19 protein-coding genes and 1 other annotated feature are annotated in these 22,763 nt (G+C 65.9%); of the genes, 15 read left to right on the plus strand and 4 right to left on the minus strand.

Annotation, left to right across the window (positions count from 1 at the left end):
- Nucleotides 1–6: 6 nt before the first annotated feature.
- The 14 genes from OLX23_RS01540 (at nt 7) to OLX23_RS01605 (ending at nt 16,618) form a co-directional block, all read left to right on the plus strand.
- The gene (locus tag OLX23_RS01540) at nt 7–978 is read left to right on the plus strand and encodes an alpha/beta fold hydrolase (protein ID WP_264442468.1); all 972 of its coding nucleotides are present in this window, start codon (nt 7–9) and stop codon (nt 976–978) included.
- A gap of 2 nt (nt 979–980) precedes the next feature.
- On the plus strand, nt 981–2,066 hold the full coding sequence (locus tag OLX23_RS01545; RefSeq protein ID WP_264442470.1) for an NAD(P)/FAD-dependent oxidoreductase: 1,086 nt from the start codon (nt 981–983) through the stop codon (nt 2,064–2,066).
- Between the two features lie 297 nt (nt 2,067–2,363).
- Nucleotides 2,364–2,669, plus strand: a complete 306-nt coding sequence (locus OLX23_RS01550; protein ID WP_264442472.1) for a hypothetical protein — start codon at nt 2,364–2,366, stop codon at nt 2,667–2,669.
- Nucleotides 2,669–3,037: a response regulator gene (locus OLX23_RS01555; protein ID WP_264442474.1), complete on the plus strand. Its 369-nt coding sequence runs from the start codon at nt 2,669–2,671 to the stop codon at nt 3,035–3,037. Before OLX23_RS01550 ends, OLX23_RS01555 begins: the two co-directional genes overlap by 1 nt.
- The gene (locus tag OLX23_RS01560; RefSeq protein ID WP_264442476.1) at nt 3,034–5,052 is read left to right on the plus strand and encodes a chemotaxis protein CheA; all 2,019 of its coding nucleotides are present in this window, start codon (nt 3,034–3,036) and stop codon (nt 5,050–5,052) included. Before OLX23_RS01555 ends, OLX23_RS01560 begins: the two co-directional genes overlap by 4 nt.
- A gap of 3 nt (nt 5,053–5,055) precedes the next feature.
- The gene (locus tag OLX23_RS01565; protein ID WP_264442477.1) at nt 5,056–5,562 is read left to right on the plus strand and encodes a chemotaxis protein CheW; all 507 of its coding nucleotides are present in this window, start codon (nt 5,056–5,058) and stop codon (nt 5,560–5,562) included.
- A gap of 17 nt (nt 5,563–5,579) precedes the next feature.
- Nucleotides 5,580–7,268, plus strand: coding sequence for a methyl-accepting chemotaxis protein (locus OLX23_RS01570; protein WP_264442479.1), 1,689 nt, complete (start codon nt 5,580–5,582; stop codon nt 7,266–7,268).
- 124 nt (nt 7,269–7,392) lie between these two features.
- Entirely contained in the window at nt 7,393–9,192 is a 1,800-nt protein-coding gene (locus OLX23_RS01575; RefSeq protein ID WP_264442482.1) for a methyl-accepting chemotaxis protein, read from the plus strand.
- A complete protein-coding gene (locus OLX23_RS01580; protein ID WP_413629769.1) occupies nt 9,189–9,674 on the plus strand; it encodes a chemotaxis protein CheW in 486 nt (161 codons plus the stop codon). Before OLX23_RS01575 ends, OLX23_RS01580 begins: the two co-directional genes overlap by 4 nt.
- A 16-nt stretch (nt 9,675–9,690) precedes the next feature.
- Nucleotides 9,691–10,551 carry a CheR family methyltransferase gene (locus OLX23_RS01585; RefSeq protein WP_264442483.1) on the plus strand — a complete coding sequence of 287 codons (861 nt, stop codon included), beginning with the start codon at nt 9,691–9,693 and terminating at the stop codon, nt 10,549–10,551.
- Nucleotides 10,551–11,654, plus strand: a complete 1,104-nt coding sequence (locus OLX23_RS01590) for a protein-glutamate methylesterase/protein-glutamine glutaminase (protein WP_264442485.1) — start codon at nt 10,551–10,553, stop codon at nt 11,652–11,654. The genes OLX23_RS01585 and OLX23_RS01590 overlap by 1 nt, the downstream gene beginning before the upstream one ends.
- Nucleotides 11,655–11,673: 19 nt before the next feature.
- A complete protein-coding gene (locus OLX23_RS01595; RefSeq protein WP_264442486.1) occupies nt 11,674–13,425 on the plus strand; it encodes a hypothetical protein in 1,752 nt (583 codons plus the stop codon).
- Nucleotides 13,426–13,580: 155 nt separating this feature from the next.
- Complete coding sequence (locus tag OLX23_RS01600; protein ID WP_264443701.1) at nt 13,581–14,849, plus strand: MFS transporter; 1,269 nt, start codon at nt 13,581–13,583, stop codon at nt 14,847–14,849.
- A 374-nt stretch (nt 14,850–15,223) separates the two neighbouring features.
- The gene (locus OLX23_RS01605; protein WP_264442488.1) at nt 15,224–16,618 is read left to right on the plus strand and encodes a methyl-accepting chemotaxis protein; all 1,395 of its coding nucleotides are present in this window, start codon (nt 15,224–15,226) and stop codon (nt 16,616–16,618) included.
- 1 nt (nt 16,619) lies between these two features.
- Here the strand turns inward: OLX23_RS01605 and OLX23_RS01610 are convergent, their stop codons facing one another.
- A complete protein-coding gene (locus tag OLX23_RS01610; RefSeq protein ID WP_264442489.1) occupies nt 16,620–17,183 on the minus strand; it encodes a nuclear transport factor 2 family protein in 564 nt (187 codons plus the stop codon).
- Between the two features lie 26 nt (nt 17,184–17,209).
- Nucleotides 17,210–18,109 carry an SMP-30/gluconolactonase/LRE family protein gene (locus OLX23_RS01615; RefSeq protein ID WP_264442490.1) on the minus strand — a complete coding sequence of 300 codons (900 nt, stop codon included), beginning with the start codon at nt 18,107–18,109 and terminating at the stop codon, nt 17,210–17,212.
- 124 nt (nt 18,110–18,233) lie between these two features.
- On the opposite strand from OLX23_RS01615, the gene OLX23_RS01620 reads away from it, so the two are divergent.
- Nucleotides 18,234–18,830, plus strand: coding sequence for a TetR/AcrR family transcriptional regulator (locus tag OLX23_RS01620; RefSeq protein ID WP_264442493.1), 597 nt, complete (start codon nt 18,234–18,236; stop codon nt 18,828–18,830).
- Nucleotides 18,831–18,904: 74 nt separating this feature from the next.
- Here OLX23_RS01620 and OLX23_RS01625 read toward each other — a convergent pair whose 3' ends face one another.
- On the minus strand, nt 18,905–20,383 hold the full coding sequence (locus tag OLX23_RS01625; protein WP_264443702.1) for a SulP family inorganic anion transporter: 1,479 nt from the start codon (nt 20,381–20,383) through the stop codon (nt 18,905–18,907).
- A 63-nt stretch (nt 20,384–20,446) separates the two neighbouring features.
- Nucleotides 20,447–20,502 (minus strand) — a sequence feature (sul1 is cis-regulatory element that is thought to sense ions involved in sulfur or methionine metabolism; They are found in Alphaproteobacteria).
- A 114-nt stretch (nt 20,503–20,616) separates the two neighbouring features.
- Entirely contained in the window at nt 20,617–22,656 is a 2,040-nt protein-coding gene (locus tag OLX23_RS01630) for an Ig-like domain-containing protein (protein ID WP_264442495.1), read from the minus strand.
- Between the last annotated feature and the right edge of the window lie 107 nt (nt 22,657–22,763).

Raw genomic sequence — 22,763 nt, forward strand, 5'->3', positions numbered from 1 at the left:
GGCGGCGTGAGCCTGGACGCGGTCTGCGAGGCGCCGGCGATCGATCGTCGCGCGATCGCGCGCGAGGCGCGTGAGAGTCTCTGGTATACGCGCGACGACTACGCGATCCGCCGGATCGATTGGGGTCAGTCCGCCGATTGTCCGCGCGGCTCGCTGTTGTTCATGCCCGGGCGCGGCGATGCCTATGAGAAGTATCTCGAGACTCTGGGGCACTGGCATACCCGCGGCTGGCGGGTGACTTCGACCGACTGGCGCGGGCAGGCCGGCTCTGGCCGCCTCGGTACCGATGCGGTGACGGGGCACGTCGATGATTTCGCGCTGTGGATCGACGATCTCGCCGATTTCTGGGCTGATTGGACGCGTGAGACGCCGGGCCCGCACGTTCTCGTCGGCCATTCGATGGGCGGACACCTGGTCCTGCGCGCGCTGGTAGAGCGCCGCGTCGATCCTGCGGCACTGGTGCTGATCGCGCCGATGCTAGGACTGCACCCGCACTGGCTGCCACCTGGCGTGCTCCACACGGCGGCGCGGTTGATGCGGAGCCTTGGAGATCCGCGCCGGCCGGCCTGGAAATGGAGTGAGAAACCGGGCGAGCCACCGGCCAGTCGCATCGAACTGCTGACGCACGATGCCGAACGCTATGCCGACGAGATATGGTGGCGGCAGCAGCGTCCCGAGCTGATGATGGGGCCTGGTTCCTGGGGGTGGATCGCCGCGGCGCTGGCCTCGATCCGGAAGCTCAATCGCCGGGGCGCGCTCGAGGCGGTCGCGACGCCGGTGCTGGCTCTGGCGACGACTGCGGACAAGCTCGTCGAATATACCGCGATCGAACGCGCCGTGCAGCGGCCGCCGAAGGCCGAGCTCGTCCGCTTCGGCGACGAGGCGCGTCATGAGATCCTGCGCGAGAGCGACGGCGTGCGTGATCGCGCGCTCGATGCGATCGACGGCTTTCTTGCGCGCACCGCGCCGGCATCCTGACAATGACCGACCGCTATGATGTCGCCGTCGTCGGGGCGGGCATGGCCGGGGCGTCGCTGGCCGCTGCGCTCGGCCCGCGCGCGCGAGTCCTGTTGATCGAGGCCGAGGATCGCCCCGGCTATCACTCGACCGGTCGCTCCGCCGCCTTCTGGACCGAGAGCTACGGCGGGCCCGCCGTCCAGCCGCTGACCACGGCATCGGGCACCTATCTGCGCGACAACGGTTTTCTCGGTGCGCGGGGAGCCCTGACGATTGCCCGCGCGGGGCAGGAGCGCGAACTCGACGCCTTCGCCGCGCGGTTCGCCGACCTGGGGGTCGATGTCGAAGTGCTCGGCAGGGCCGCGATCGAAGCGCAGGTTCCCGGCCTGCGCCCCGACTGGATCCGGGGTGCCTTCGAGCCGAGCTGCGCCGACATCGACGTCGCCGGTCTGCATCAGCACTATCTGGGGCTGGCGAAGCGGGCCGGGGTGGAACTGTGGTGCGCGGCGCGGCTGGCGGGGGCTTTCGAGGAAGCCGATGGCTGGCGGATCGTACTGGCCGACGGACGCGAGCTGGCCTGCGATCTGCTCGTCAATGCGGCGGGGGCCTGGGCCGATACCGTTGCCGAACTGGCCGGTCTCGCCGCGCTCGGCATTGCGCCGCTGCGCCGGACGGTCGCACAGCTGCGCACGACCCCGGCAGTGCCTGCGGCCCTGCCGCTCGTGCTCGATCTGTCCGAACGCTTCTACTTCAAGCCCGAAGCCGGACGGCTCTGGCTGAGCCCGCACGACGAGACGCCGAGCGAGCCCTGCGACGCCGCGCCCGAGGAGATCGACGTGGCCACGGCGATCGATCGGTTGGGCCAGGTGGTCGATTGGACCGTTGAGCGCGTCGAGCACCGTTGGGCCGGGCTGCGCAGCTTCGCGCCCGATCGTTTGCCGGTCTATGGTTTCGATCCGGCCTCGCCGCGCTTCTTCTGGTTTGCGGGGCAGGGCGGCTTCGGCATTCAGACCGCGCCCGCTGCCGCCGATCTCGCGGCGCGGCTGTTGCTCGGCGAGGGGCCCGGCGTGGTCGATCCTGCGCCTTACGACCCCGCGCGTTTCGTCTGATCCTCGATAAAGCGTTGATTGCGCAGGCGCCTTCCGTGCGCGTCGCGACTCGTCTTGCGGTAATTACGTATAGTGATTTTACTTATTCGACGCGAGTCGTGTGTGTATTTGCACACGAATTCCATGGTGAATCATTCCTTACTTCGCTGTATAGTATAAATAACAGTAAAGTATAAGTATTTGGAAACCGTGTTGCATCAACTGATAGTAACCTAAACGCTATGTTATCCATTAGTCGATAAAAGACCTCCATCAGACGAAAAATCTGATCTTTTTACAGGATTCGGAGGTTTTAAAGTGCAAGTTCAACTTGCCACGGGGGCGTGTGTTACCACGCGCACGATCGCGGAATTCGCCGAGCGCCTTGGGGCGCTACGGGCTGAAAACGATGTTCTGATCGACGTCTCGGAACTCGACGAGGTCGATCTGACCTTCGTGCAATTGATCGATGCCCACCGCAACGACCGCGCCGATGACGGCCGGACGCTGGCGCTGAGCGCGTGCGATCACGAACCCATCACATTGCTGCTTTCCCGGTGCGGATACCTGGAAGGGGCGGATCAATCCGACATCGAATTCTGGACAGGTGAGGTAAGCGAATAATGTCTGCATCCATTCTAGCGGTCGATGACTCGGCCAGCCTCCGTATGGCGATCAAGATCGCGCTGACCGGCGCGGGCTACAAGGTGACCGAGGCCAGCGACGGCCAGGACGGTCTCGCCAAGGCCGGCGCCGAGCGCTTCGACCTGATCCTGACCGATCTCAACATGCCGAACATGGACGGCCTTTCGATGATCCGCGAGATCCGCAAGGGCTCGGTCCAGACCGGCGTGCCGATCCTGTTCCTGACCACCGAGTCCGACGACGGCGTCAAGGCCGAGGCCAAGGCCGCCGGCGCGACCGGCTGGCTGGTCAAGCCCTTCGTGCCCGATCAGCTCCTGCGCGTCGTTTCGAAGGTGCTGAGCCGGTGAGTTCGAACGATCCCGTTGCGGCCTTTCTGGTCGAGGCGGGCGACCTGCTCGACCAGGTCGAGCAGGATCTGCTCGATCTCGGCAAAAACCTGCAGGACGCCGACCTGATCAACGCCGTCTTCCGCGGCCTTCACACGCTGAAGGGCTCGGGGGCGATGTTCGGATTCGAAGCGCTCGCCGCCTTCACCCACCATTGCGAGTCTGCCTTCGATCGCGTGCGCAAGGGCAAGGCTGCGGCCACGGCCGAGCTGGTCGGCGCGATCCTGGCGGCCAAGGACCACATGGCCGTACTGCTCGATCCCGCGGCGCCCAAGGGCGATGCCGCGGGCGAGGCGATTCTCGATCGCCTGCGCGCCGCGATGGATGACGAGACCGCCGAACCGGCCGCTGCGGCGCCGGTCGCGGCAGCTCCGGCCAAGCCCGCCGCCACCGGCTGGCATCTGCGCTTCTACCTGCCGGGCGAGGCCATGGTGAACGGCCTCAACCCGCTGGGCCTGATCGACGAGCTGCGCGAACTCGGCGACGCGCGCGTCGCCGTGCTGCGCGACCGCCTGCCGCCGCTCGATCAGTTCGATCCGACCCAGTGCTATTTCGGCTGGGACGTGACGCTGCGTGGTGACGTGAGCCGTGACGATATCGACGACGTGTTCATGTTCGTCATCGACGACATGGAGCTTCAGCTCGAGCCGTTGGTGGCCGAAGTCGAAGCGCCGGCCGTCGAAGCCAATCCGATCGTGGAGGCGGCCACCGCACCGGCCGCTTCCGCCGTGCCGGCGCCGCCCTCCTCCTCCGCGGCGGCGCCGGCATCTCCTGCGCCTGCCGTGGCCAAGGAGCGTCCGGCCGAGAACGTCCGCGTTCCCGCAGAGCGTCTCGACGAACTGATGGATCGCGTCGGCGAGCTCGTCATCGCGCAGAGCCGGCTCTCGCAGATCGCGCAGGACAGCTCGAACGCTGCGCTGCGTTCGGTCACCGAGGACATCGAACGCCTGTCGTCGGAACTGCGTGACACCATGATGGTGCTGCGCATGGTGCCGGTCTCGACCCTGTTCGGTCGTTTCCGCCGCCTGGTCCACGACCTCGCGAACGAGACCGGCAAGACGATCGAGCTGATCACCGAGGGTGAGAGCACCGAGCTCGACAAGACCGTGATCGAGCGTCTCGCCGATCCGATGATCCACCTGATCCGCAATTCGTGCGATCACGGTCTCGAAACGGCCGAGGATCGCCTGGCCGCGGGCAAGCTCGCTGCCGGTATTCTGCGCCTGCGCGCGCAGCAGTCGGGCGGCGAGGTGATCATCTCGATCCAGGATGACGGCAAGGGCCTCGACCGCGATCGCATCCGCGCCAAGGCCGAGGGCAATGGCCTGATCCAGCCGGGTCAGGTGCTCAGCGACCAGGAGCTCTACCAGCTGATCTTCCAGCCGGGCTTCTCCACGGCCGCGGCGGTGACCAACCTGTCGGGCCGCGGCGTCGGCATGGACGTGGTCAAGCGCACGATCGAAAGCCTGCGCGGCACGATCGACATCGCTTCGACCCCGGGCAAAGGCTCGACCATCTCGCTGCGTATCCCGCTGACCCTCGCGATCATCGAGGGCCTGCTGGTCCGCGTTGGTGAGGGGCACTACGTGATCCCGCTGGCGGCGGTCGAGGAATGCATCGAGCTGAGCCTCGAGGAAGACCTGCGCTCGCGCGGTCGCAGCTTCATCACCTTGCGCGACCGGCTCGTGCCGTTCCTGCGCTTGCGCGAGATGTTCGCGACCGGCACCAAGCCCGACGTCTTTCAGAAGATCGTCGTGATCTCGACCGGCAACGGCGAGCGCGTGGGCCTGGTCGTCGACCAGATCGTCGGGTCCTACCAGACCGTGATCAAGTCGATGTCGACGCTCCACCGCGACGTCTCGACCTTCAGCGGGGCGACGATCCTCGGCGACGGTTCGGTCGCGCTGATCCTCGACATCGCCCAGCTCGTCTCCATCGGCCAGCAACAGGAGGAGCGGCTTCGCGCCGCCGGATAAGCCATGACCGATAGCCTCATCCCCTGGGATGCCGAGGGCAACCTCGACGTCCTGACCTTCGACCTCGAAAGCGAGACCTTCGCGCTCGAGGCGACGCAGGTGCAGGAAATCCTGGACCTGCTGCCCGAGACGGGCGTCCCCGGCGCGCATCCGCTTGTCGGCAGCGTCGTCAACTTCCGCGGCAAGATCATCCCGATCGCCGACCTGCGTCTGGCCTTCGGCATGCATACGGCGAAAGCCACGCTCGACAGTCGTATCGTCGTCATCGAGATGGCGGTCGACGGCGAGCCGATCCAGATCGGCATCCGTGCCGACAGCGTCCACGAGGTCGCCGCGCTCAGCCGCGGTGCCAGCGAGGACGCCCCGGCCGTCGGCATGCGCTGGCGCCGTGACTACGTCCGCGGGCTGGTGCGCCGGCCCGAGGGCGTCATCGTTCTCCCCGATCTTACCGCCATCTTCGCATCGGTTCTCGGCGGCACCGTGCCGTCGATGCCCGCCATCACGCACTAACAAAGGTCGCAACCACCATGCGTGCAACAATCAAACTCAAGCTGGTCGCGACCTTCGCGCTCCTGCTCGTCATTCTCGCCGCGATCATCGGCGTTTCGCTGAGCCGTATGAGCGCCATGGACGATGCCATGTCGCGCGTCGTCAACGGTCCCGCCAAGCAGCTCGATCGCGCCCGCGCCATCGATGCCGGCGTCGGCATGATCATCCGCGGTGAAAAGAACCTCGTGATGAACGAAGATCCGCGCACCGATGCGGAGTTCGAGGCCTCGATCGCCACCTGGCGCGGCAAGGTCCACCAGCTGATCGAGGATGCAAACGCCAAGCCCTCCGAGCAGACCCGCGCGATGTGGGCGAAGCTCCAGGAGCAGTACGCCGAATTCCTGCCGATCAGCGATAAGGTCCGCTCGCTCGCTGCCAGCGACCGCTCGGCCGCAGCGGCGCTGTCGATGGGTGAATCGCGGGCCCGCGCCAAGGCGCTGTCGGGCACGATCGAGACCCTGGTGAAGAAGCAGCAGGAGATGATGCAGGCCGCCGACGAGCAGGCCTCGGCCGAATACCAGGCTGCGCGCACGATGACCCTGGCGATGGCGGGCTTCGCCTTCCTGCTGACGATCGGCGCTGCGCTCTATCTCTCGCTGAGCATCTCGCGCGGTCTCAAGAGCGCCGGCGATGCCCTGCGTCAGGTGGCCGAAGGCGACCTGACCCGCATGGTCGAGATCCGCAACAACGACGAGATCGGCGAACTGCTCGGTCACGTCAACGAGATGATCGACCGTCTGCGCGACGTCGTGGGCGAGGCCAATGCCGCCTCGTCGAACGTCTCGGCCGGCAGCCAGCAGCTTTCGGCGACGTCGGAACAGGTCTCGCAGGGCGCGACCGAGCAGGCCGCCGCTGCTGAGCAGGCTTCCGCCTCGATGGAAGAGATGGCCGCCAACGTGAAGCAGAACGCCGACAACGCCGCGACCACCGAGAAGATCGCGCGTCAGTCGTCGAAGGACGCCGAAGCCAGCGGTGTCGCCGTCGACAAGGCCGTGGCTGCAATGCGTACGATCGCCGAGAAGATCGGCATCGTCCAGGAGATCGCGCGCCAGACCGACCTGCTCGCCTTGAATGCTGCGGTCGAGGCCGCCCGCGCCGGCGAGCACGGCAAGGGCTTCGCGGTCGTTGCCTCGGAAGTGCGCAAGCTTGCCGAGCGCAGCCAGGTCGCCGCGGCCGAGATTAGCTCGGTCTCGTCCGACACCACCGCCGCCGCCGCCCAAGCCGGCGAGATGCTGACCAAGCTGGTGCCCGACATCCGCCGCACGGCCGAACTGGTCTCCGAGATCAGCGCCGCCTGTCGCGAACAGGACATCGGCGTCGCCCAGATCAACGAGGCGATCCAGCAGCTCGACCAGGTCACCCAGCAAAACGCTGCCGCCTCCGAGCAGATCTCGAGCACGTCGAGCGATCTCGCCGGCCGCGCCGAGGAACTGCAGACCTCGATCGCCTTCTTCAAGACCGGAACGGGCAGCCACGCGGCGTCGCCGGTCCGTCGCGGGGTTCCGGCCCGGGCCAAGCTTCCGGCCAAGCCCAAGGCCAAGCCCGCGATGAAGTCCAAGGCCAATTCGGTCCACGACCAGCAGGCGCGTGCGCGCGGCTTCACGCTCGACCTGTCGAACGGTGGCCCCGATGCCGACGACCTCGATTTCGGGTCCGAAGCCGCCTGATCGAAAACGGGGCATCCTTCGGGATGCCCCACAACCTTCACCCCCAGGCTGGCGGGCGATCCCCAGCTCTCGTTCCATAATCATCGAATTGACTGCAATTCGCCCGCGTCAGGGAAAAATAATCATGCGACCCACCATCAAGCTGAAGCTTGCGGCGACCTTCGCCATCGTCACCATCATGCTGCTCGTCGTCAGCACCATCGCGATCTCGCGCATGTCGACGCTGAACACGGCCATCACCGACATCATTTATGGTCCGGTCGAACGGCTCACCGTCGCCCAGAAGGCGCAGGGGCTGATCGGTGACATGTCGCGCCAGGCGCGCTCGATGGCGCTGACCAGCGATCCGAAGATGCTCGACGAGCTCGAAGGCAAGTCGATTACCTATCGCAAGGACTTCGAAACCCTGCTCGATAAGGGCGAAAAGCTCTCCACGCCTGAAACCAAGGACATCTGGAGCAAGCTGCGCACCGAGTTCGAGGAGTACAAGACCTTCGACGAAAAGGCTCGCACGCTGGCCCGCCAGGGCGACAAGGTCGCTTCGGCCGAGGTCTCGCTCGTTTCGGGCCGTCCGGTCCAGCTCTCGATCTCGGAACAGGCGAAGAAGCTCGTCGAGGCCGCCAATGCCGAGATGAAGCAGGTCGATCAGGACACTAACGAGCTCTACGCCGCCGCCCGCACCGCAGTGCTTGGCGCTGCCGCGCTGGCTCTGCTGATCGCCATCGCCGGCGCCCTGTGGATCTCGCGCACCGTCGCCCAGGGCCTCAAGCGCGTCAGCACGGCGCTCGACGCGGTCGCCATCGGTGATCTCGACCAGGAAGTCGTCGTCACCTCGAACGACGAGATCAAGGACCTCGTCGGCACGGTCAACAAGATGACCGCCAGCCTGCGCGTTTCGGCGAGCCTCGCCGACAAGATCGCCGGCGGTGATCTGACCGTCGAGTACGAGCCGCTTTCGGCCAAGGACAAGCTCGGCCACTCGTTGGTCAACATGGTCAGCCGCCTGCGCAGCGTCGTCGGTGAATCGCTCGAAGCCGCGACCAGCGTCTCGGCCGGTAGCGAGCAGCTCTCGGCGACCTCGGAGCAGGTCTCGCAGGGCGCGACCGAGCAGGCCGCCGCCGCCGAGCAGGCTTCGGCCTCGATGGAAGAGATGGCTGCCAACGTGAAGCAGAACGCCGACAACGCCGCGACCACCGAGAAGATCGCGCGCCAGTCGTCGAAGGACGCCGAAGCCAGCGGCGTCGCCGTCGACAAGGCCGTCGCCGCGATGCGCACGATCGCCGAGAAGATCGGCATCGTTCAGGAGATCGCGCGTCAGACCGACCTGCTCGCTCTGAACGCCGCGGTCGAGGCCGCCCGCGCCGGCGAGCACGGCAAGGGCTTCGCGGTCGTTGCCTCGGAAGTGCGCAAGCTTGCCGAGCGCAGCCAGGTCGCCTCGGCCGAAATCAGCTCGGTCTCGTCCGACACGATGTCGGCCGCCGCCGAAGCCGGTGAAATGCTCAACAAGCTGGTGCCCGACATCCGCCGCACCGCCGAGCTAATCAGCGAGATCAGCGCCGCCTGCCGCGAACAGGACATCGGCGTCGCCCAGATCAACGAGGCGATCCAGCAGCTCGACCAGGTCACCCAGCAGAACGCTGCGGCTTCCGAGCAGATCTCGAGCACCTCGACCGAGCTCGCCGGCCGCGCCGAGGAACTGCAGACCTCGATCGCCTTCTTCAAGACGGGCGAGGGCACGCGCAAGGTCGTGAGCCGTCGCGTCCCCGCGGGTAAGCCGAAGAGCGCTGCTCGGGTCGCCCCCAAGGGCGCGGTCAAGCCGAACTCGGTGCTTGACCAGCAGGCGCGCGCCCGCGGCTTCTCGCTCGACCTGTCGAGCGGCGGTCCCGATGCGGACGACATGGATTTCGGAGTGGAGGCAGCGTGACCACGGACAGCACCATGCAGGCAGTGACCTTCGCGCTCGGCGCGGAATGCTTCGCGATCCCGGTGACTCTCGTTCGCGAGATCCTCGACTACGGCGAAGCCTTCCACATCCCGAACGCGCCGGTCTGGCTCCAGGGCATCACCGACGTGCGAGGGCAGGGCGTGCCGACGGTCGACCTGCGCGCGCGGCTTGGCCTGGCTATGGCAAAGCCGACGCTGACCACGCGCATCCTCGTCGTCGACGTGCCGCTCTCGGGCCGCACGGTGACCTTGGGGCTGGTCGTCGACAAAGTGCTGGACGTCAGCACCTTCGCCGCCGACCAGATCGAGGCGGCGCCCGACATCGGTGTGCGCTGGGGCTCCGACTACATCCTGGGCGTCGTGCGGCGTGACGAGGGCTTCATCGTGCTGATGGACGTCGCCCAGATCTTCTCGCGCGATGCCGACTCCACGCTGCTCTCGCAGATGTCCGCGGCCGCCTGAGCGAAACGAGGAAAGCATGTCCAGGTCTCAGGCGCTGCGCGCGCCGATCACGGTCGAAGATCATCTCTCGGCGCGCAATTTCTCGCGGATCGCCGCGCACATCTACGAGCGCGTGGGGATCATCATTTCCGAGAACAAGCGGACGATGGTCGAAAGCCGTCTGCGCCGCAGGCTGCCGATCGTCGGCGCCGACGACCTCGACGAATACTGCGACAAGGTGTTCTCGGGCGAGCTCGGCGACGGTGAGGAAGAGCACCTGATCAATGCGATCACCACCAACAAGACCGACTTCTTCCGCGAGCCCAAGCACTTCGACTACATGATGGGCACGATCCTGCCCGACCTGGTCGATCACGGTCCGCGCAAGATCAAGATCTGGAGCGCGGCCTGCTCGACCGGGGCCGAGCCCTATACGATCGCCATGCTGCTCGACGATGCCCTGGCGGGCCGCGGCGCGCCGAGCTTCGCGATCACCGCGACCGACATCGATACCAAGGTGCTCGAGACCGCCCGGCGCGGCATCTACGAGACCGAAATGGTCGAGCCCGTGCCCGACCGACTGCGGCGCAAATACGTGATGGTCGCCAAGGATGCGAAGCGGCGCGAGATCCGCATCGCCCCCAAGCTGCGTTCGGCGATCGCCTTCGGCCGCATGAACCTGATGGACTCGCGCTTCGCGGCAGAGCGCGATCACGACATGATCTTCTGTCGCAACGTGCTGATCTATTTCAACAAGGTGACGCAGGAGGCGGTCGTCCGCCGGCTCTGCGATCATATCAAGCCGGGTGGGCACCTGTTCCTCGGTCACGCCGAATCGATCCTCGGTTTCGACGTGCCGCTGACCCAGGTGGCCAACACCGTGTTTCGGAGGGATTGATGCCGGTTCTATCGCGCGACCGTTCGGGCAACCGTACCCGTGTCCTGGTGATCGACGATTCCGCCAGCGTCCGCCAGACGATGACCGCGATCCTCGAGCAGGATCCCGAGCTTCATGTGATCGCTTCGGCGGCCGATCCTTTCGCCGCGGCGAAGATCATCCAGCAGGAAGTGCCCGACGTCATCACGCTCGACGTCGAGATGCCGCGGATGGACGGCATCACCTTTCTGCGCAAGCTGATGAGCCAGTGCCCGGTGCCCGTGGTCATGTGTTCGTCGCTGACCGAGGAAGGTTCGGAGACGCTGCTCCAGGCGATGGAAGCGGGCGCGGTCGACGTGATCCTCAAGCCGCAGATCGGCGTCGCCGACCACCTGGTCGAACACCACATGGAGATCTGCGACGTGGTCAAGGCGGCGGCACGGGCGCGCATCCGCGGCCGCTCGGCACGGCCGGTGACCAAGGTCGTGCCCGAGAAGAAGCTGACTGCCGACGCCGTGCTGCCGCCGCCGACCAGCCGGGCGATGAGCCGCACGACCGAGAAGGTCGTCTGCATCGGCGCGTCGACCGGCGGCACCGAGGCGCTGCGCGAGGTGCTGACTGCTCTGCCTGCGAACGCGCCGGGCATCGTCGTCGTCCAGCACATGCCCGAGGCTTTCACCAAGGCCTTCGCCAAGCGGCTCAACGGGCTTTGCGAGGTCGACGTCAAGGAAGCGGAGGACGGCGATCCGGTGCTGCGCGGCCACGTCCTGATTGCGCCGGGTGGGCGCCACATGATGCTCGAGCGCCAGGGCGCGCGCTATCACGTGTCGATCAAGGACGGCCCGCTGGTCTCGCGCCACCGGCCTTCGGTCGATGTGCTGTTCCGCTCGGCCGCGCGCTCGGCGGGCTCGAACGCGATCGGCGTGATCATGACGGGCATGGGCGACGACGGCGCCCGTGGCCTCCTGGAAATGAAGGAAGCGCGCGCGCGCACCTTCGCGCAGGACGAGGCAACCTCGATCGTTTTCGGCATGCCGAAGGAAGCGATCGCCCGCGGCGCGGCGGATCATATCGTCCCGCTCGGATCGATCGCGCGCGAAGTGCTGCAGGCTGCGGCGGCCTAAGGGAAATTGGAGAGACTGCGTGTTTGAGAGCAAGATCATCGCCGACGACAGCGCCACGGCAGGAACGGCGGACGTCGGTGCGGCGCTCGGCGTCATTCGGCTCGAGCTGAGCAACGTCGCCTCGCGGATCGACGCACGCTTCGTCGAGGCGGGCACGACGCTCGGCACGATGCTCGAGACGATCGACGCGCTGATGCAGCGGCTCGACGGCATGACGGGCGTACTCGGCGCCGACGACGCCGGCGCGGCCGTGGCCGAACTGACCGATGCCGCGCGGCTGATCTCCGAGCTGCCGCAGCGCAGCGCCTGCCGCAACGACATCTTCGTCGGCATCCGCCAGACCGTGACGCATCTCGAGGACGGCCTCGGCGGTATCCACAAGATCCTCTCGGCGCTGCGCATCCTCTCGGTCAACATCCGCATCGTCGCGGTCGAGGAGCCGACCTTCGACAAGTGGGTCGACAGCATCGGCGCGCAGCTTTCTGCCGGCGAGGACGAGCTCACGCCGCTGGTGAACCTGGTCAACCGGCTCAAGCAGGACGTCTGGCGGGTCGAGGACGTCGAGGGTCAGCTCAGCGCCGAGACCGCTAAGGTCCTGCCCGCCGCGCCCAACCGCCTGCTGCGTGACGCCCAGACCCTGGTCGACTACCAGGACATGATCGCCAAGACCGTGACCTCGGTCGCCGATATCGCGCGCGGCGTGCAGTCGCGCGTCGCCCAGGTGCTCGTCGCGCTGCAGGTCGGCGACAATGCGCGTCAGCGCATCGAGCACATCGCCAGCGGCCTGGCCCTGCTCGAAGACCATCTCGCGCACGGAGAAAGCGACGAGGCCAGCGCACGGCAGATGACCGTGACGATCGTCGGCCTGCTCGCCGAGCAGCTCGCCGACACGATGGACAGCCTGCAGAAGGAGATCGCCGAGCTCGGTCGCTCGATGCAGGGCATCGCCCAGGACGCGCGCAGCCTGCTGTCGATCAGCGGCAACGGCGATCAGGGTTCGGTCGGATCGACGATCCTCCAGAGCCTCAACGAAGGCATCAACATCGTCGAGCAGCTGACCCTGCAGCTGCGCGAGACCAACGGCGAGGTTTCGGGCATCGTCCGCAACATCCTGATCGCGCTCGACGGGCTCAACGAGCGCATCCGCGTCGTCGCCGAACTGCGCGACGAGGTCGAGCAGGTCGCGATCAACGTGCGCCTGCGCTGCCAGCACGCGCGCAAGAGCGGCCCGGCGATCGGCGTGATCGCCACCGAGGTCCGCCGCTATTCGGGCCAGCTCAACGATACGATCCAGACGATCAGCAAGGACCTGGCCGATCTCGGCACGCTCAACGAGTCGCTGCGCAACGAGAGCGACCTGGCCGACCAGGTCGACATCCGCCGCATGCTCGAACAGTCGCTGCGCGCGATCGGGCAGGGCTGCGAGGCGGTGAACTCGTCGCTCGACGGCGCGCTCGAGGATTCGAGTGCGGCGATCGACCTGATCAGTTCGGCGACGCTCGACCTCGACGGCCGCGGCGATCTCAACCAGGCGCTGCAGCGCATGCTGCTGATCGTCGGCGAGGACGACTGGTCGGCGCCGATCGAGGATGCGGCTTCGGCGCAGGCGAAGGATCAGATCCTCGCGACGATCTTCAAGTCGTACACGATGGCGCGCGAACGCGACATCCACCTGGCGCGCAGCCCCATGCCCGATCTGCCGATCCAGGCCGAAACCGCAGCCGCGGCGCCGGCGGGCGACGACGACGATTTCGACGACATCTTCCTCTGAGGCCGACGGTCGTCCCGGGCGGCTGCACGGGCGAACATTGCCGCGACATGCCAGTCTACCAGTTTAGCGGTCTGCCAGTATAAGGCAGCGCCAGGGAGGTAGGAGTGGCAGTTTCGGCGAGCGGAGATCCGCGTCGCGCCTTGGCGCAGGCGCCTATGACGGTGCGGCAGATGTTGGCGATCGGGCTCTGCGTCCTGCTCAACGCGATCGACGGCTTCGACGTGCTGTCGATCAGCTTCGCTTCGCCGGGCATCGCCAAGGAATGGGGCATCGATCGCGCCGCGCTCGGCGTCGTGCTGTCGATGGAACTGATCGGCATGGCCGCGGGCTCGATCCTGCTCGGCCAGGTCGCCGACAGCGCCGGGCGCCGACCGACGGCGATCGGCTGCCTGGCGATCATGGCATTGGGCATGTTCGGCACCACCCAGGTCGCCTCTATCGGCGCGCTCGCGGCGACGCGCCTGTTCACCGGACTCGGCATTGGCGGCATGCTTGCCGCCACCAATGCGCTCGTTGCGGAATTTGCCAACGACAAGTGGCGCCACGCCGCCGTCGCGATCATGGCGGCGGGCTATCCGATGGGCGTGATCGCCGGCGGTTCGATTACCAGCGGCCTGCTCGAGACCGGCGACTGGCGCGACGTTTTCCTGTTCGGCGCGGGGATGACGGCGCTGTTCCTGCCGCTGGTGTCGCTGCTCTTGCCCGAGCCGGTCAGCGCTGTGCTGCAGAACCGTCGCGGTGACACGCTCGCACGGCTCAACCGCAGCCTGCGCGCGCTGGGCCACGCGACGGTTTCCGGCCTGCCGCCCGAGGATGCCGAGCGCCACAAGGCGCGCCTGTCCGATCTGTTTGCGCGCGGCATGGCGCCGGTCACGGTCCTGCTGACCGCGGCCTATTTCCTTCACATCATGACCTTCTACTTCATCCTCAAATGGGTGCCCAAGATCGTCGTCGACATGGGCTTCTCCTCCGCGTCAGCGGGCGGCGTGCTGGTCTGGGCCAATGTCGGCGGTCTGATCGGCGGGCTGCTGTTCAGCGCTCTCAGCCTGCGCTTCTCGCTAAAGGGCCTGCTCGTGGCCTTCATGCTGGCCTCGACGGTGACGGTCGCGGTCTTCGGGCTCGGCCAGGCGGACCTGCAAGGACTGTCGTGGGCGGCTGCCGTCGGTGGGTTCTGCACGAACGCCGCCGTGGTCGGAATCTATGCTCTGGTCGCGTCCTCGTACCCCACTGAAATCCGCGGCGGTGGCACTGGCTTCGTCATCGGAGTCGGTCGTGGCGGCGCTGCGCTGGGGCCGATCGCGGGTGGGCTGTTGTTCCAGGCCGGACTCGGCCTGGCGCCGGTAGCGGCGATCATGGCCGCTGGCTCGCTGATCGCGGCGCTGGCGCTGTTGGCCTTGCCGAAGTGCGCGGGGACCTCCGGCTGAGCGGCGGCATCGGCGCGATGTGCGACCGTTACGGTCATTTCTACACAAAATTACAGAAGACCTAGCGTTCACCAAGAATGCTGGGTTTTTCGCAGTTCCGAAAGGCTGTTCGGTGAACCGGACTGAGCCGTCTCATTTTTCATGGGAGGCTAAGCAATCGTACGTAGCGATTTTTTAACCATCGATCCTGTAGCGAACGCCCGTCGCGAGCACTTTGCAATTTGCAAAGCGCGGAAGAGGTGGGGTGTGCCCGACGGCGGGCCGATCCGCCTGTTTCGCTTCGCAAAAAAAAGAAAAGTCTTCCCCGATACCAGCAAACCCACGGCGGTCGTCGTTTCTCGATGGCCACGCATTCCTACGACTGGAGACCGACAATGCTGAAGTGGTTTGAGCGCACCGCGCCGATCCGCCTGAAGTTCAAGGTTCTGCTGATCATTCATGCGAGCCTTACCGGCGGCGTCCTCGCTGCTGCGCTGCTGGCCGGCGCCGGCCCGATCGTGCTGGGGGCTGCGGCCGCCTGTTTCGTCGCGACGGTTCTGACCGTGCTCGTGGCGAGCCAGCGGATTTGCACGCCTTACGTCAACACCGTCGTGCGCATGGAGGCCCTGGCCGCGGGCGATACCGACAGTCCGATCGCCTATATCGACTACCGCGACTGCGTGGGTCGCATGACCACGGCCATGTCGACCTTCCGCGACAACGCGGTCGAGGTCCAGGCGAGCCGCGAGACGCAGGATCGCATTGTCGGCGCGCTGAGCGGAGGGCTCCAGCGCCTCGCCCAGAACCAGCTCGATACCGAGATCACCGAGGAATTCCCCGGTGCCTACGACGCGCTGCGCTGCAATTTCAACGAGGCCGTTGCTTCGCTCAAGGACACCGTCGGGTCGGTGCGCAACACCGCCGCGAGCGTGCTGACCGGTGCTTCCGAAATCCGCTCGGCATCCGACGATCTCGCCACGCGCAACGAGCAGCAGGCCGCCTCGATCGAGGAGACGGCGGCCGCGATGAGCCGGGTCACCGGCGGCGTGCGCGACACGGCCGACAAGGCAGGCGAAGTCCAGCGCTCGATCGCCGACGTCCATCACGAAGCCGAGGAGGGCGGCCAGGTCGTCCGCCGCGCGGTTTCGGCCATGGCCGCGATCGAGAAGTCGGCGAGCGAGATCAACCAGATCATCGGCGTGATCGACGGCATCTCGTTCCAGACCAACCTGCTCGCGCTCAACGCGGGCGTCGAGGCCGCCCGTGCCGGCGATGCCGGCAAGGGCTTCGCCGTGGTCGCCAACGAAGTGCGTCTGCTTGCCCAGCGCTCGGCCGATGCCGCCAAGGACATCAAGGGCCTGATCGAGGCCAGCAGCAAGCAGGTCAACGATGGCGTCGCGCTGGTCGGCGAGACCGGGACCCTGCTCGACACGATCCTCGAGCGGATCGGCGGGATCACCGTGCTCGCCGCCGAGATCGCGCAATCGGCCGAGAGCCAGTCGGCCAATCTCCAGCATATCAACTCGTCGGTCGGCGAGATGGATCGCATGACCCAGCAGAACGCCGCGATGGTCGAGGAATCGACCGCCGCCGCGCGCAACCTCGCCGACGAGGCCAACGAGCTGACCGGCATGGTCGGTCGCTTCCAAACCGGGGGCTCGGCACCCGTGCCGATCCGTCCGGCCGCGGCTGCACCGCGTCGCGCTCCGGCGATGGCGATGCCCGCCGTGGTCGGCAATCTCGCGCTGCAGTCCGACGCCTTCGCCGACGACGACTGGGCCGAATTCTAACTCACCAGCGCGCGCCCGCGCCACCGACCACGTAGGGCCTGTGATAGGACAGGTCCTCACGGTCGCGCGTGCCCTTGAGGAAACCCTTCACCGGCGGTGACTGCAGCCACGAGGCGTCGCCCTGCATTGCGGTCTCGACCGTCGAGCGACGCCACAGGATGCGCCATTCGTCACCGCGCCGTTCGAGCTGGTCCATGTAGCGGCCCGCCGCGACGGTGCAGGTCAGGCCGTCGTGCGAGAGCATCGTGCCGACCACGTAGGTCTCGCAGTAGGCGGTATCGCCTTCGATCTCGCAGATGTGGTTGGCGAGGTTGTGCTGGTTCATCGCGAAGGCATGGGCGTGGCCCTTGTTCGCGAGCTCCGGGTATTCGGTCGCGGGCAGCGGTACGGCGCCGTGTTCGTCGGCGCCTTCGGGCCAATAGCAGCTTGCGGTCAGTTCGGTGTCGTGGCGATCGCGCCCGCGCGATTCGCGCACGATCACGTCGAGGATGTCCTGCCGGTCCTTGAGCTGGCGCACGGTCTTGCGCAGTTCGGCCAGTTCACTTTCGAGATTTCCGTCACGCATCGTCGTTGTCCTATGGGTATTCGAGATCAGGCCAGCGCGAAGCCGGCCGCGGCGATCGGCATGCCGGGCACGTCCGAGCGGCCGCGATAGAGGAACGAGTTGGTGGCAGTGATCGCGCCGCCCTCCTTAAGCGTGTCGCCGCCGTCCGCGGGTACCGAGTTGAAATAGAGATCGCGTCCGTCGGCGCCGCCGAAGCGGAGTTGGGTGATCGAGCCCGCCGGCGTCTCGACGCGGCCGATCTCGGTGCCGTCGGGTGCCATGCGGGTCAGGTAGTTCGAGCGGAAGCCGGTGATCCACAGGTTGCCCGCGGCGTCGAGCGCCATGCCGTCGGCGTCCTCCTTCTTGAGGAACAGCCGCTGGTTGGTCATCGCGAGATCGTCGGTGACGTCGAACACCAAGGTGCCGTTGAAGGTGTCGTTGCAGTAGAACCGCCGATGGATCGGATCATAGGCCAAGCCGTTGGTGAAGCCCAGGCCATCGACCAGCAGGATCAGTTCGCGGGCTGCGGTGAGGCGATAGAGCGCGGTGGGCCGCGGTGTCTCGCCCTTGATGATCATCTCGATGTCGTTGGTGCCGAAGAAGATGCCGCCGGTGCCGTCGGGCACGAGTTCGTTGACACCGTTGATCGGCTGGCCATCGATCCGGTCGATCAGCCAGCCCGAGCGGCCGCTCTGCCGGTCGTTCCACAGGATGCCGCCTTCGCCGGTCGAGAGCACGATCCCGTCCGCGTTCATCAGCACGCCGCCGGTCCACATGCGTTCGGGATTGAGCACGCCAAGCTTGGTGCCGTCGGGCTTCACGCCATGGATGCCGCCGGCGATCACGTCGCTGTACCAGATCGTGTCGCGCTCGTGATCCACGGCCAGGCCCTCGAGATAGAGGCCCGAGGCGATCGTCGTGAAATCAGCTGTCGTCGTTGCGTCCATGGCTCTCTCCCGCGTATCGTTCGTCAAACTGTTAGCAAACCGCCGATGCTGTCAAGCGCGTGGCGCTCGGCCTTTACGGTTACGCGCCGGAACTCTAGGCAGGAACGATGAGGAACAGGGGCGAATGACCGCGGAGAAGCTTGGACCCAATCGCCGCATGGGGCCGGTGGGATCGGAAAACTGGCATGCCATGCTCGACGGTGCCGAGCATATCCTGCGTGAAGAAGGTCATGCCAAGCTCACCTCGCGACGCATCGCCGAGCAGATCGGCGTCAAGCAGCGGCTGGTCTATTACTACTTCCACACGATGGACGATCTGATCGTCGCGATGTTCCGTCGTTCGTCCGAGCGCGACCTGCGCCAGCAGCGCGAGGTCAGCGCCGCGCCGATGCCGCTGCGGCGGCTTTGGGAACTCGCCGCCTATTCGCACGATGCGCGGCTGATCTCCGAGTACATGGCGCTGGCCAACCGCATTCCCGACCTCAAGGCCGAGGTGATCAAGTTCATCGACGAATCGCGCGCGATCCAGGTGGCGGCGATCACGCGCGCGCTCGAGGCATCGGGCACGGCCGCGAAGCTGCCCGCGACCGCGCTGGCGATCATCGCGACCAGCGTCGGCCTGTCGCTGAACCGCGAGGAGGAATTGGGCCTGTCGTCGGGGCATGCCGACATGCAGGCGGTGCTGGCCGGCTTCCTCGACCTGCTCGAACCGCAGGGCTGAGACGCACGGGTTCTAGCCTGCCCTATCGGGGGGCAAACGTATGTCTCAATACGCCACTTCCATTCGGTGAAGGCTCAGGCGGGATTGCCCAGCAGCGGAGCATGGCGATCGACCAGGATCGCGCTCGCCTCGTTCATCCCGATGACCTCCACCGCAGTGCCATGACGACGCATCCTGGTGACGAGGTCCTCCAGCGCGCCGACCGCCGTGACGTCCCACAGGTGTCCGGCGGAAAGATCGATCCGCACGGTCCGGGCCGTATCGCGCAGGTCGAACTGATCGACGAAAATCTCGGCGCTTGCGAAGAATATCTGGCCCGAGACGACATAGGTCCGTGTGTCCGTGGCGTCGCAGTATTCGGAACGGACTTGCATCAAGCGCGTAACTTTGAATGCGAAGAATACCCCGCTGAGCAGCACGCCCACGCCCACGCCCATCGAGAGATCGTGAGTCGCGACCGTCACGGCGACCGTCGCCAGCATGACGCCGCCCGAGACCTTCGGATGCCGGGCCAGATCGCGAAGGGAGGCCCAGGAGAACGTGCTGATCGACACCATGATCATGATCGCAACCAGCGCGGCCACCGGGACCTGCGCGATCCATGGCCGTAGCGGCACCATGACGAGCAGCAGGAAGACCCCGGCGACCAGGGTCGAAAGCCTGCCGCGCCCGCCATATCGCACGTTGCCCACCGTCTGCCCGATCATCCCACACCCCGCGATGCCGCCGAACAGGCCGGCGGCCAGATTGGCCAGGCCCAATCCCGTGCATTCCTGCGCTTTCGAACTGTTTGTGTCAGTGAGGTCATCGACGACACTGGCGGTCATCATCGATTCCAGCAGGCCGACTGCGGCCATGGCCAGCGCGTAAGGCGCCACGACAGTCAGTGTCTGCCAGGCGTATGGAACCGCAGGGAGTGCAAAGGCCGGTAGGGTAGCCGGCAACCGGCCCAGATCGGCGACCGTGTGGATCGGCATGGGGAAGGCCATGCTGATCGCGGTCAGCACGATGACACAGATCAGCGGCGAAGGGATCGCCTTCGTAACCTTGGGGGTCAGATAGATGATGCCTAGGCCGGCCGCTATCATGGCATAGGTATGCCAGCTCACGTTCAGCATCTGCGGCACTTGCGCCGAGAATATCAGGATCGCGAGCGCGTTCACGAAGCCGGTCCGGACCGATCGCGACACGAAGCGCATCAGCACGTTCAGCTTCATCAGGCCGAAGGCGATCTGAAATAGTCCCGCCAGCAGCGTGGCCGCCAGCAAATACTGGAGGCCGTGGCTATGGACGAGGGCAGCCGCGACCAGTGCGACCGATCCCGCTGCGCCCGAGATCATTGCCGGCCGGCCGCCGGCAAAGGCGATGACGATGCCGATCACGAAGGATGCGAACAGCCCGACCTCCGGATCGATGCCCGCGACGAACGAGAAGGCGATAACCTCGGGGATCAGCGCGAAGGTCCCCACCATTCCGGCCAGGATGTCGCGACGGGCGTTGCCGGCACCGTCGAACCATTCGGCGCAATACCGAGCGAAAGCTTGGGAAGTCATGGAAATACCAGCGGAAGTCGCAGGACGCCGCGAACTGGCGCGGACGGGCAAGAGTGCGACATGCGTTGTCCGGCGGATAAGCGGCCGGAATAGCCACCCGGAATTCCACCGGGTCCTTGCGAATGCGGCCGCCTAACGCAGCTGTCGCCGTTCTACAAGGATCCATGCATGCGGAGCGTCTGAGGATCAGGCCTCGTGCAGCGGCGGCGCGTGCCGACTGCGCGCCATCTTGTTTAGGCGATGGCCGAGCTTCCATGCAAAATGCTGCCCAGGTCGAAATCCATCGGCAGGCGCCAGTCGAGGCCGGGCAGGGGGGCGCCAATCTGATCGATGTCCGCGCTCGGCGAGCCACTGCCTTTGCCCGGGGTAGCGATGCCGATGGTCACTGTGGCGACGTTCGAGTTCGTCGAGCCGTCGTTCATCTTGTAGGTGAAGCTGTCGGAGCCGATGTAGTTTTTCGACGGTGTATAGTTGAACGAGCCGTCGGCATTCAGCTTGAGTGTGCCGTGCGAGGGCTTGTCCACGAGCAGCACCGAGGCCGGCTTCGTGGACCCGTCAATGTCGTTGGCGAGCACGCCGTTGATCGCAGAAACGGCCAGCTTCGCGTTCTTGCCGATGGCATAAGAGTCGTTCACGGCAACCGGATTGACCGGCGTTACCGCGACAACCGGGTCGTCCGCGCCGACGATCGTAACGGTCACGACCTGGCTGACGTCTCCACCGCGGCCATCGCTGATCACCACGTCGTATAGCTGGGTCAGTGTCTGACCGGCGGCGAGAGAATCGATGGCGCTATCGCTGACCGAAAAAGACCAGGCGATCTTGTTCGTGCCGTCGATATCGGTGACATCGAGCGAGAAATTGCCCAGATAGCCGGTCGCGCGGGCGGCCGAGCTTGCCGTGTGGCGGTCGGCCAGATCGGCATCGGAGAAGCTCAGCGAACCGGCAGCAGTGTGAAGCGCATTGGTTACCTCCGCGGCTGATCCATCAGCAAATTCGGTTAGCGTCGCCGACTGCGGCGCCGAGGTGATGGCTGGCGCGGTGTTTGCCGTCGGTGCGTTGCCGCTCAGTGCCAGCCGAACATCGGCGAACTGCAGGAACTCGATGTTCTTGAGCGTATCGATCCCGTCGGGCTGCCCGCTGCGGTTATCGGCGACCGTCCAGCTGCCGTCGCCGTTCTGGTTCCAAGTGTAGCTGCTGCTCAGGCCCGAGAACACGGCCGTGTCGATGCCCAGTCCGCCGTCGAGCGTATCGTTGCCGCCGTTGCCGGTGAGCCGGTTGTCGGCAAAGTTGCCCGTGAGCATGTCGCTCCCCGATCCGCCGACGGCCATCTCGATCAGGGATGCCTCATTGCCCTTGTGAAGCAGCGCATTGGCCACGTTTCCGGCCGCATAGTGGCCGCTGCCGAGGCTGGCGAGCTGGGTTGTCGAGGTGATCGACCACTCGCCGGGCGCGAGATTGACGGCGATGTTGGTGGTGTAGGCGGAGAAGTCGTAAGTATCGTTGCCGCCGCCGTCCCAGATCGTCATGAAGATCTTGTTGCCGGCCGGTGCGCCCTGGCCGACGCCATTGAGCGACATTTGACCGGTCGTCGGGTCCCACTTGTAGACCGTATCGCCGCCATTGGTGTTGTAGTTGGCGCCATAGAGCACCTGCAGCGCCGCGATGTCGTACATCATCAGGGTCTGCGGATAGCTCGACGACGAAAGCGTATAGCCACCGACCGGACCGCCCACGTAGGAGTGGTAGCTCATCACGGTGTATTCGATCGAGTCCCGATCGGCCGGGATTGCCGCGAAGGAGCCCTTGGCGTCCTGCGAGTGCTTGAAACCCATGTCGTGACCGGTCTCGTGCAGTATCGTGAAGAACGCGTAGTTGCCCTTGCCGGGATTGTCATAGAGGTTCTTGGAGTTGTTGAACCAGGCATCGCCACCTACTGCCGAAGTGCTCGGGTAGTAGGCCCAGGCCGTGCTCGGTGAATCCGATTCCGCGTAACGCAGCTCGCCGTGCTGGTTGGCGGTTTCCGTGACTTCGGTGAAGGACAGCTGGGCGATGCCGGCATAGTTCTGCAAAGCGGCCCGGACCGCGGCCTGCTGGACTGCGGTGAAGGCCTCGAAATTGCTGTTCTGCTCGCCGGTGCTGTAGGTCGAGCCATACTGCGATGCGTCGGTCGGGAAGCTGCACGTCAGGGCGTTGACGCCCCATTTTACGCCAGAGAGCACGCCATCGATATAGGCGTCACCGGTCGGGGAGTAGCTGGATACGGCCGTCATCTGTTGTCCTGAATGGTCGCACCGGCACGAGCCGGCTTCGACATTCAGAATGACGGGAGGGGGTAAACTTCGCCTCTCGGCCGGAGGTTAATCAAAGTTAATCGCTG

Source organism: Novosphingobium sp. JCM 18896, from assembly GCF_025938095.1.
Classification (GTDB): domain Bacteria; phylum Pseudomonadota; class Alphaproteobacteria; order Sphingomonadales; family Sphingomonadaceae; genus Novosphingobium.

Coding starts and splice junctions, on each gene's coding strand:
- OLX23_RS01570 (WP_264442479.1), top strand. CDS start 5,580: ATGCGTGCAACAATCAAACTCAAGCTGGTCGCGACCTTCGCGCTCCTG.
- OLX23_RS01605 (WP_264442488.1), top strand. CDS start 15,224: ATGCTGAAGTGGTTTGAGCGCACCGCGCCGATCCGCCTGAAGTTCAAG.
- OLX23_RS01625 (WP_264443702.1), bottom strand. CDS start 20,383: ATGACTTCCCAAGCTTTCGCTCGGTATTGCGCCGAATGGTTCGACGGT.
- OLX23_RS01630 (WP_264442495.1), bottom strand. CDS start 22,656: ATGACGGCCGTATCCAGCTACTCCCCGACCGGTGACGCCTATATCGAT.
- OLX23_RS01545 (WP_264442470.1), top strand. CDS start 981: ATGACCGACCGCTATGATGTCGCCGTCGTCGGGGCGGGCATGGCCGGG.
- OLX23_RS01585 (WP_264442483.1), top strand. CDS start 9,691: ATGTCCAGGTCTCAGGCGCTGCGCGCGCCGATCACGGTCGAAGATCAT.
- OLX23_RS01555 (WP_264442474.1), top strand. CDS start 2,669: ATGTCTGCATCCATTCTAGCGGTCGATGACTCGGCCAGCCTCCGTATG.
- OLX23_RS01575 (WP_264442482.1), top strand. CDS start 7,393: ATGCGACCCACCATCAAGCTGAAGCTTGCGGCGACCTTCGCCATCGTC.
- OLX23_RS01615 (WP_264442490.1), bottom strand. CDS start 18,109: ATGGACGCAACGACGACAGCTGATTTCACGACGATCGCCTCGGGCCTC.
- OLX23_RS01590 (WP_264442485.1), top strand. CDS start 10,551: ATGCCGGTTCTATCGCGCGACCGTTCGGGCAACCGTACCCGTGTCCTG.
- OLX23_RS01565 (WP_264442477.1), top strand. CDS start 5,056: ATGACCGATAGCCTCATCCCCTGGGATGCCGAGGGCAACCTCGACGTC.
- OLX23_RS01610 (WP_264442489.1), bottom strand. CDS start 17,183: ATGCGTGACGGAAATCTCGAAAGTGAACTGGCCGAACTGCGCAAGACC.
- OLX23_RS01600 (WP_264443701.1), top strand. CDS start 13,581: ATGACGGTGCGGCAGATGTTGGCGATCGGGCTCTGCGTCCTGCTCAAC.
- OLX23_RS01620 (WP_264442493.1), top strand. CDS start 18,234: ATGACCGCGGAGAAGCTTGGACCCAATCGCCGCATGGGGCCGGTGGGA.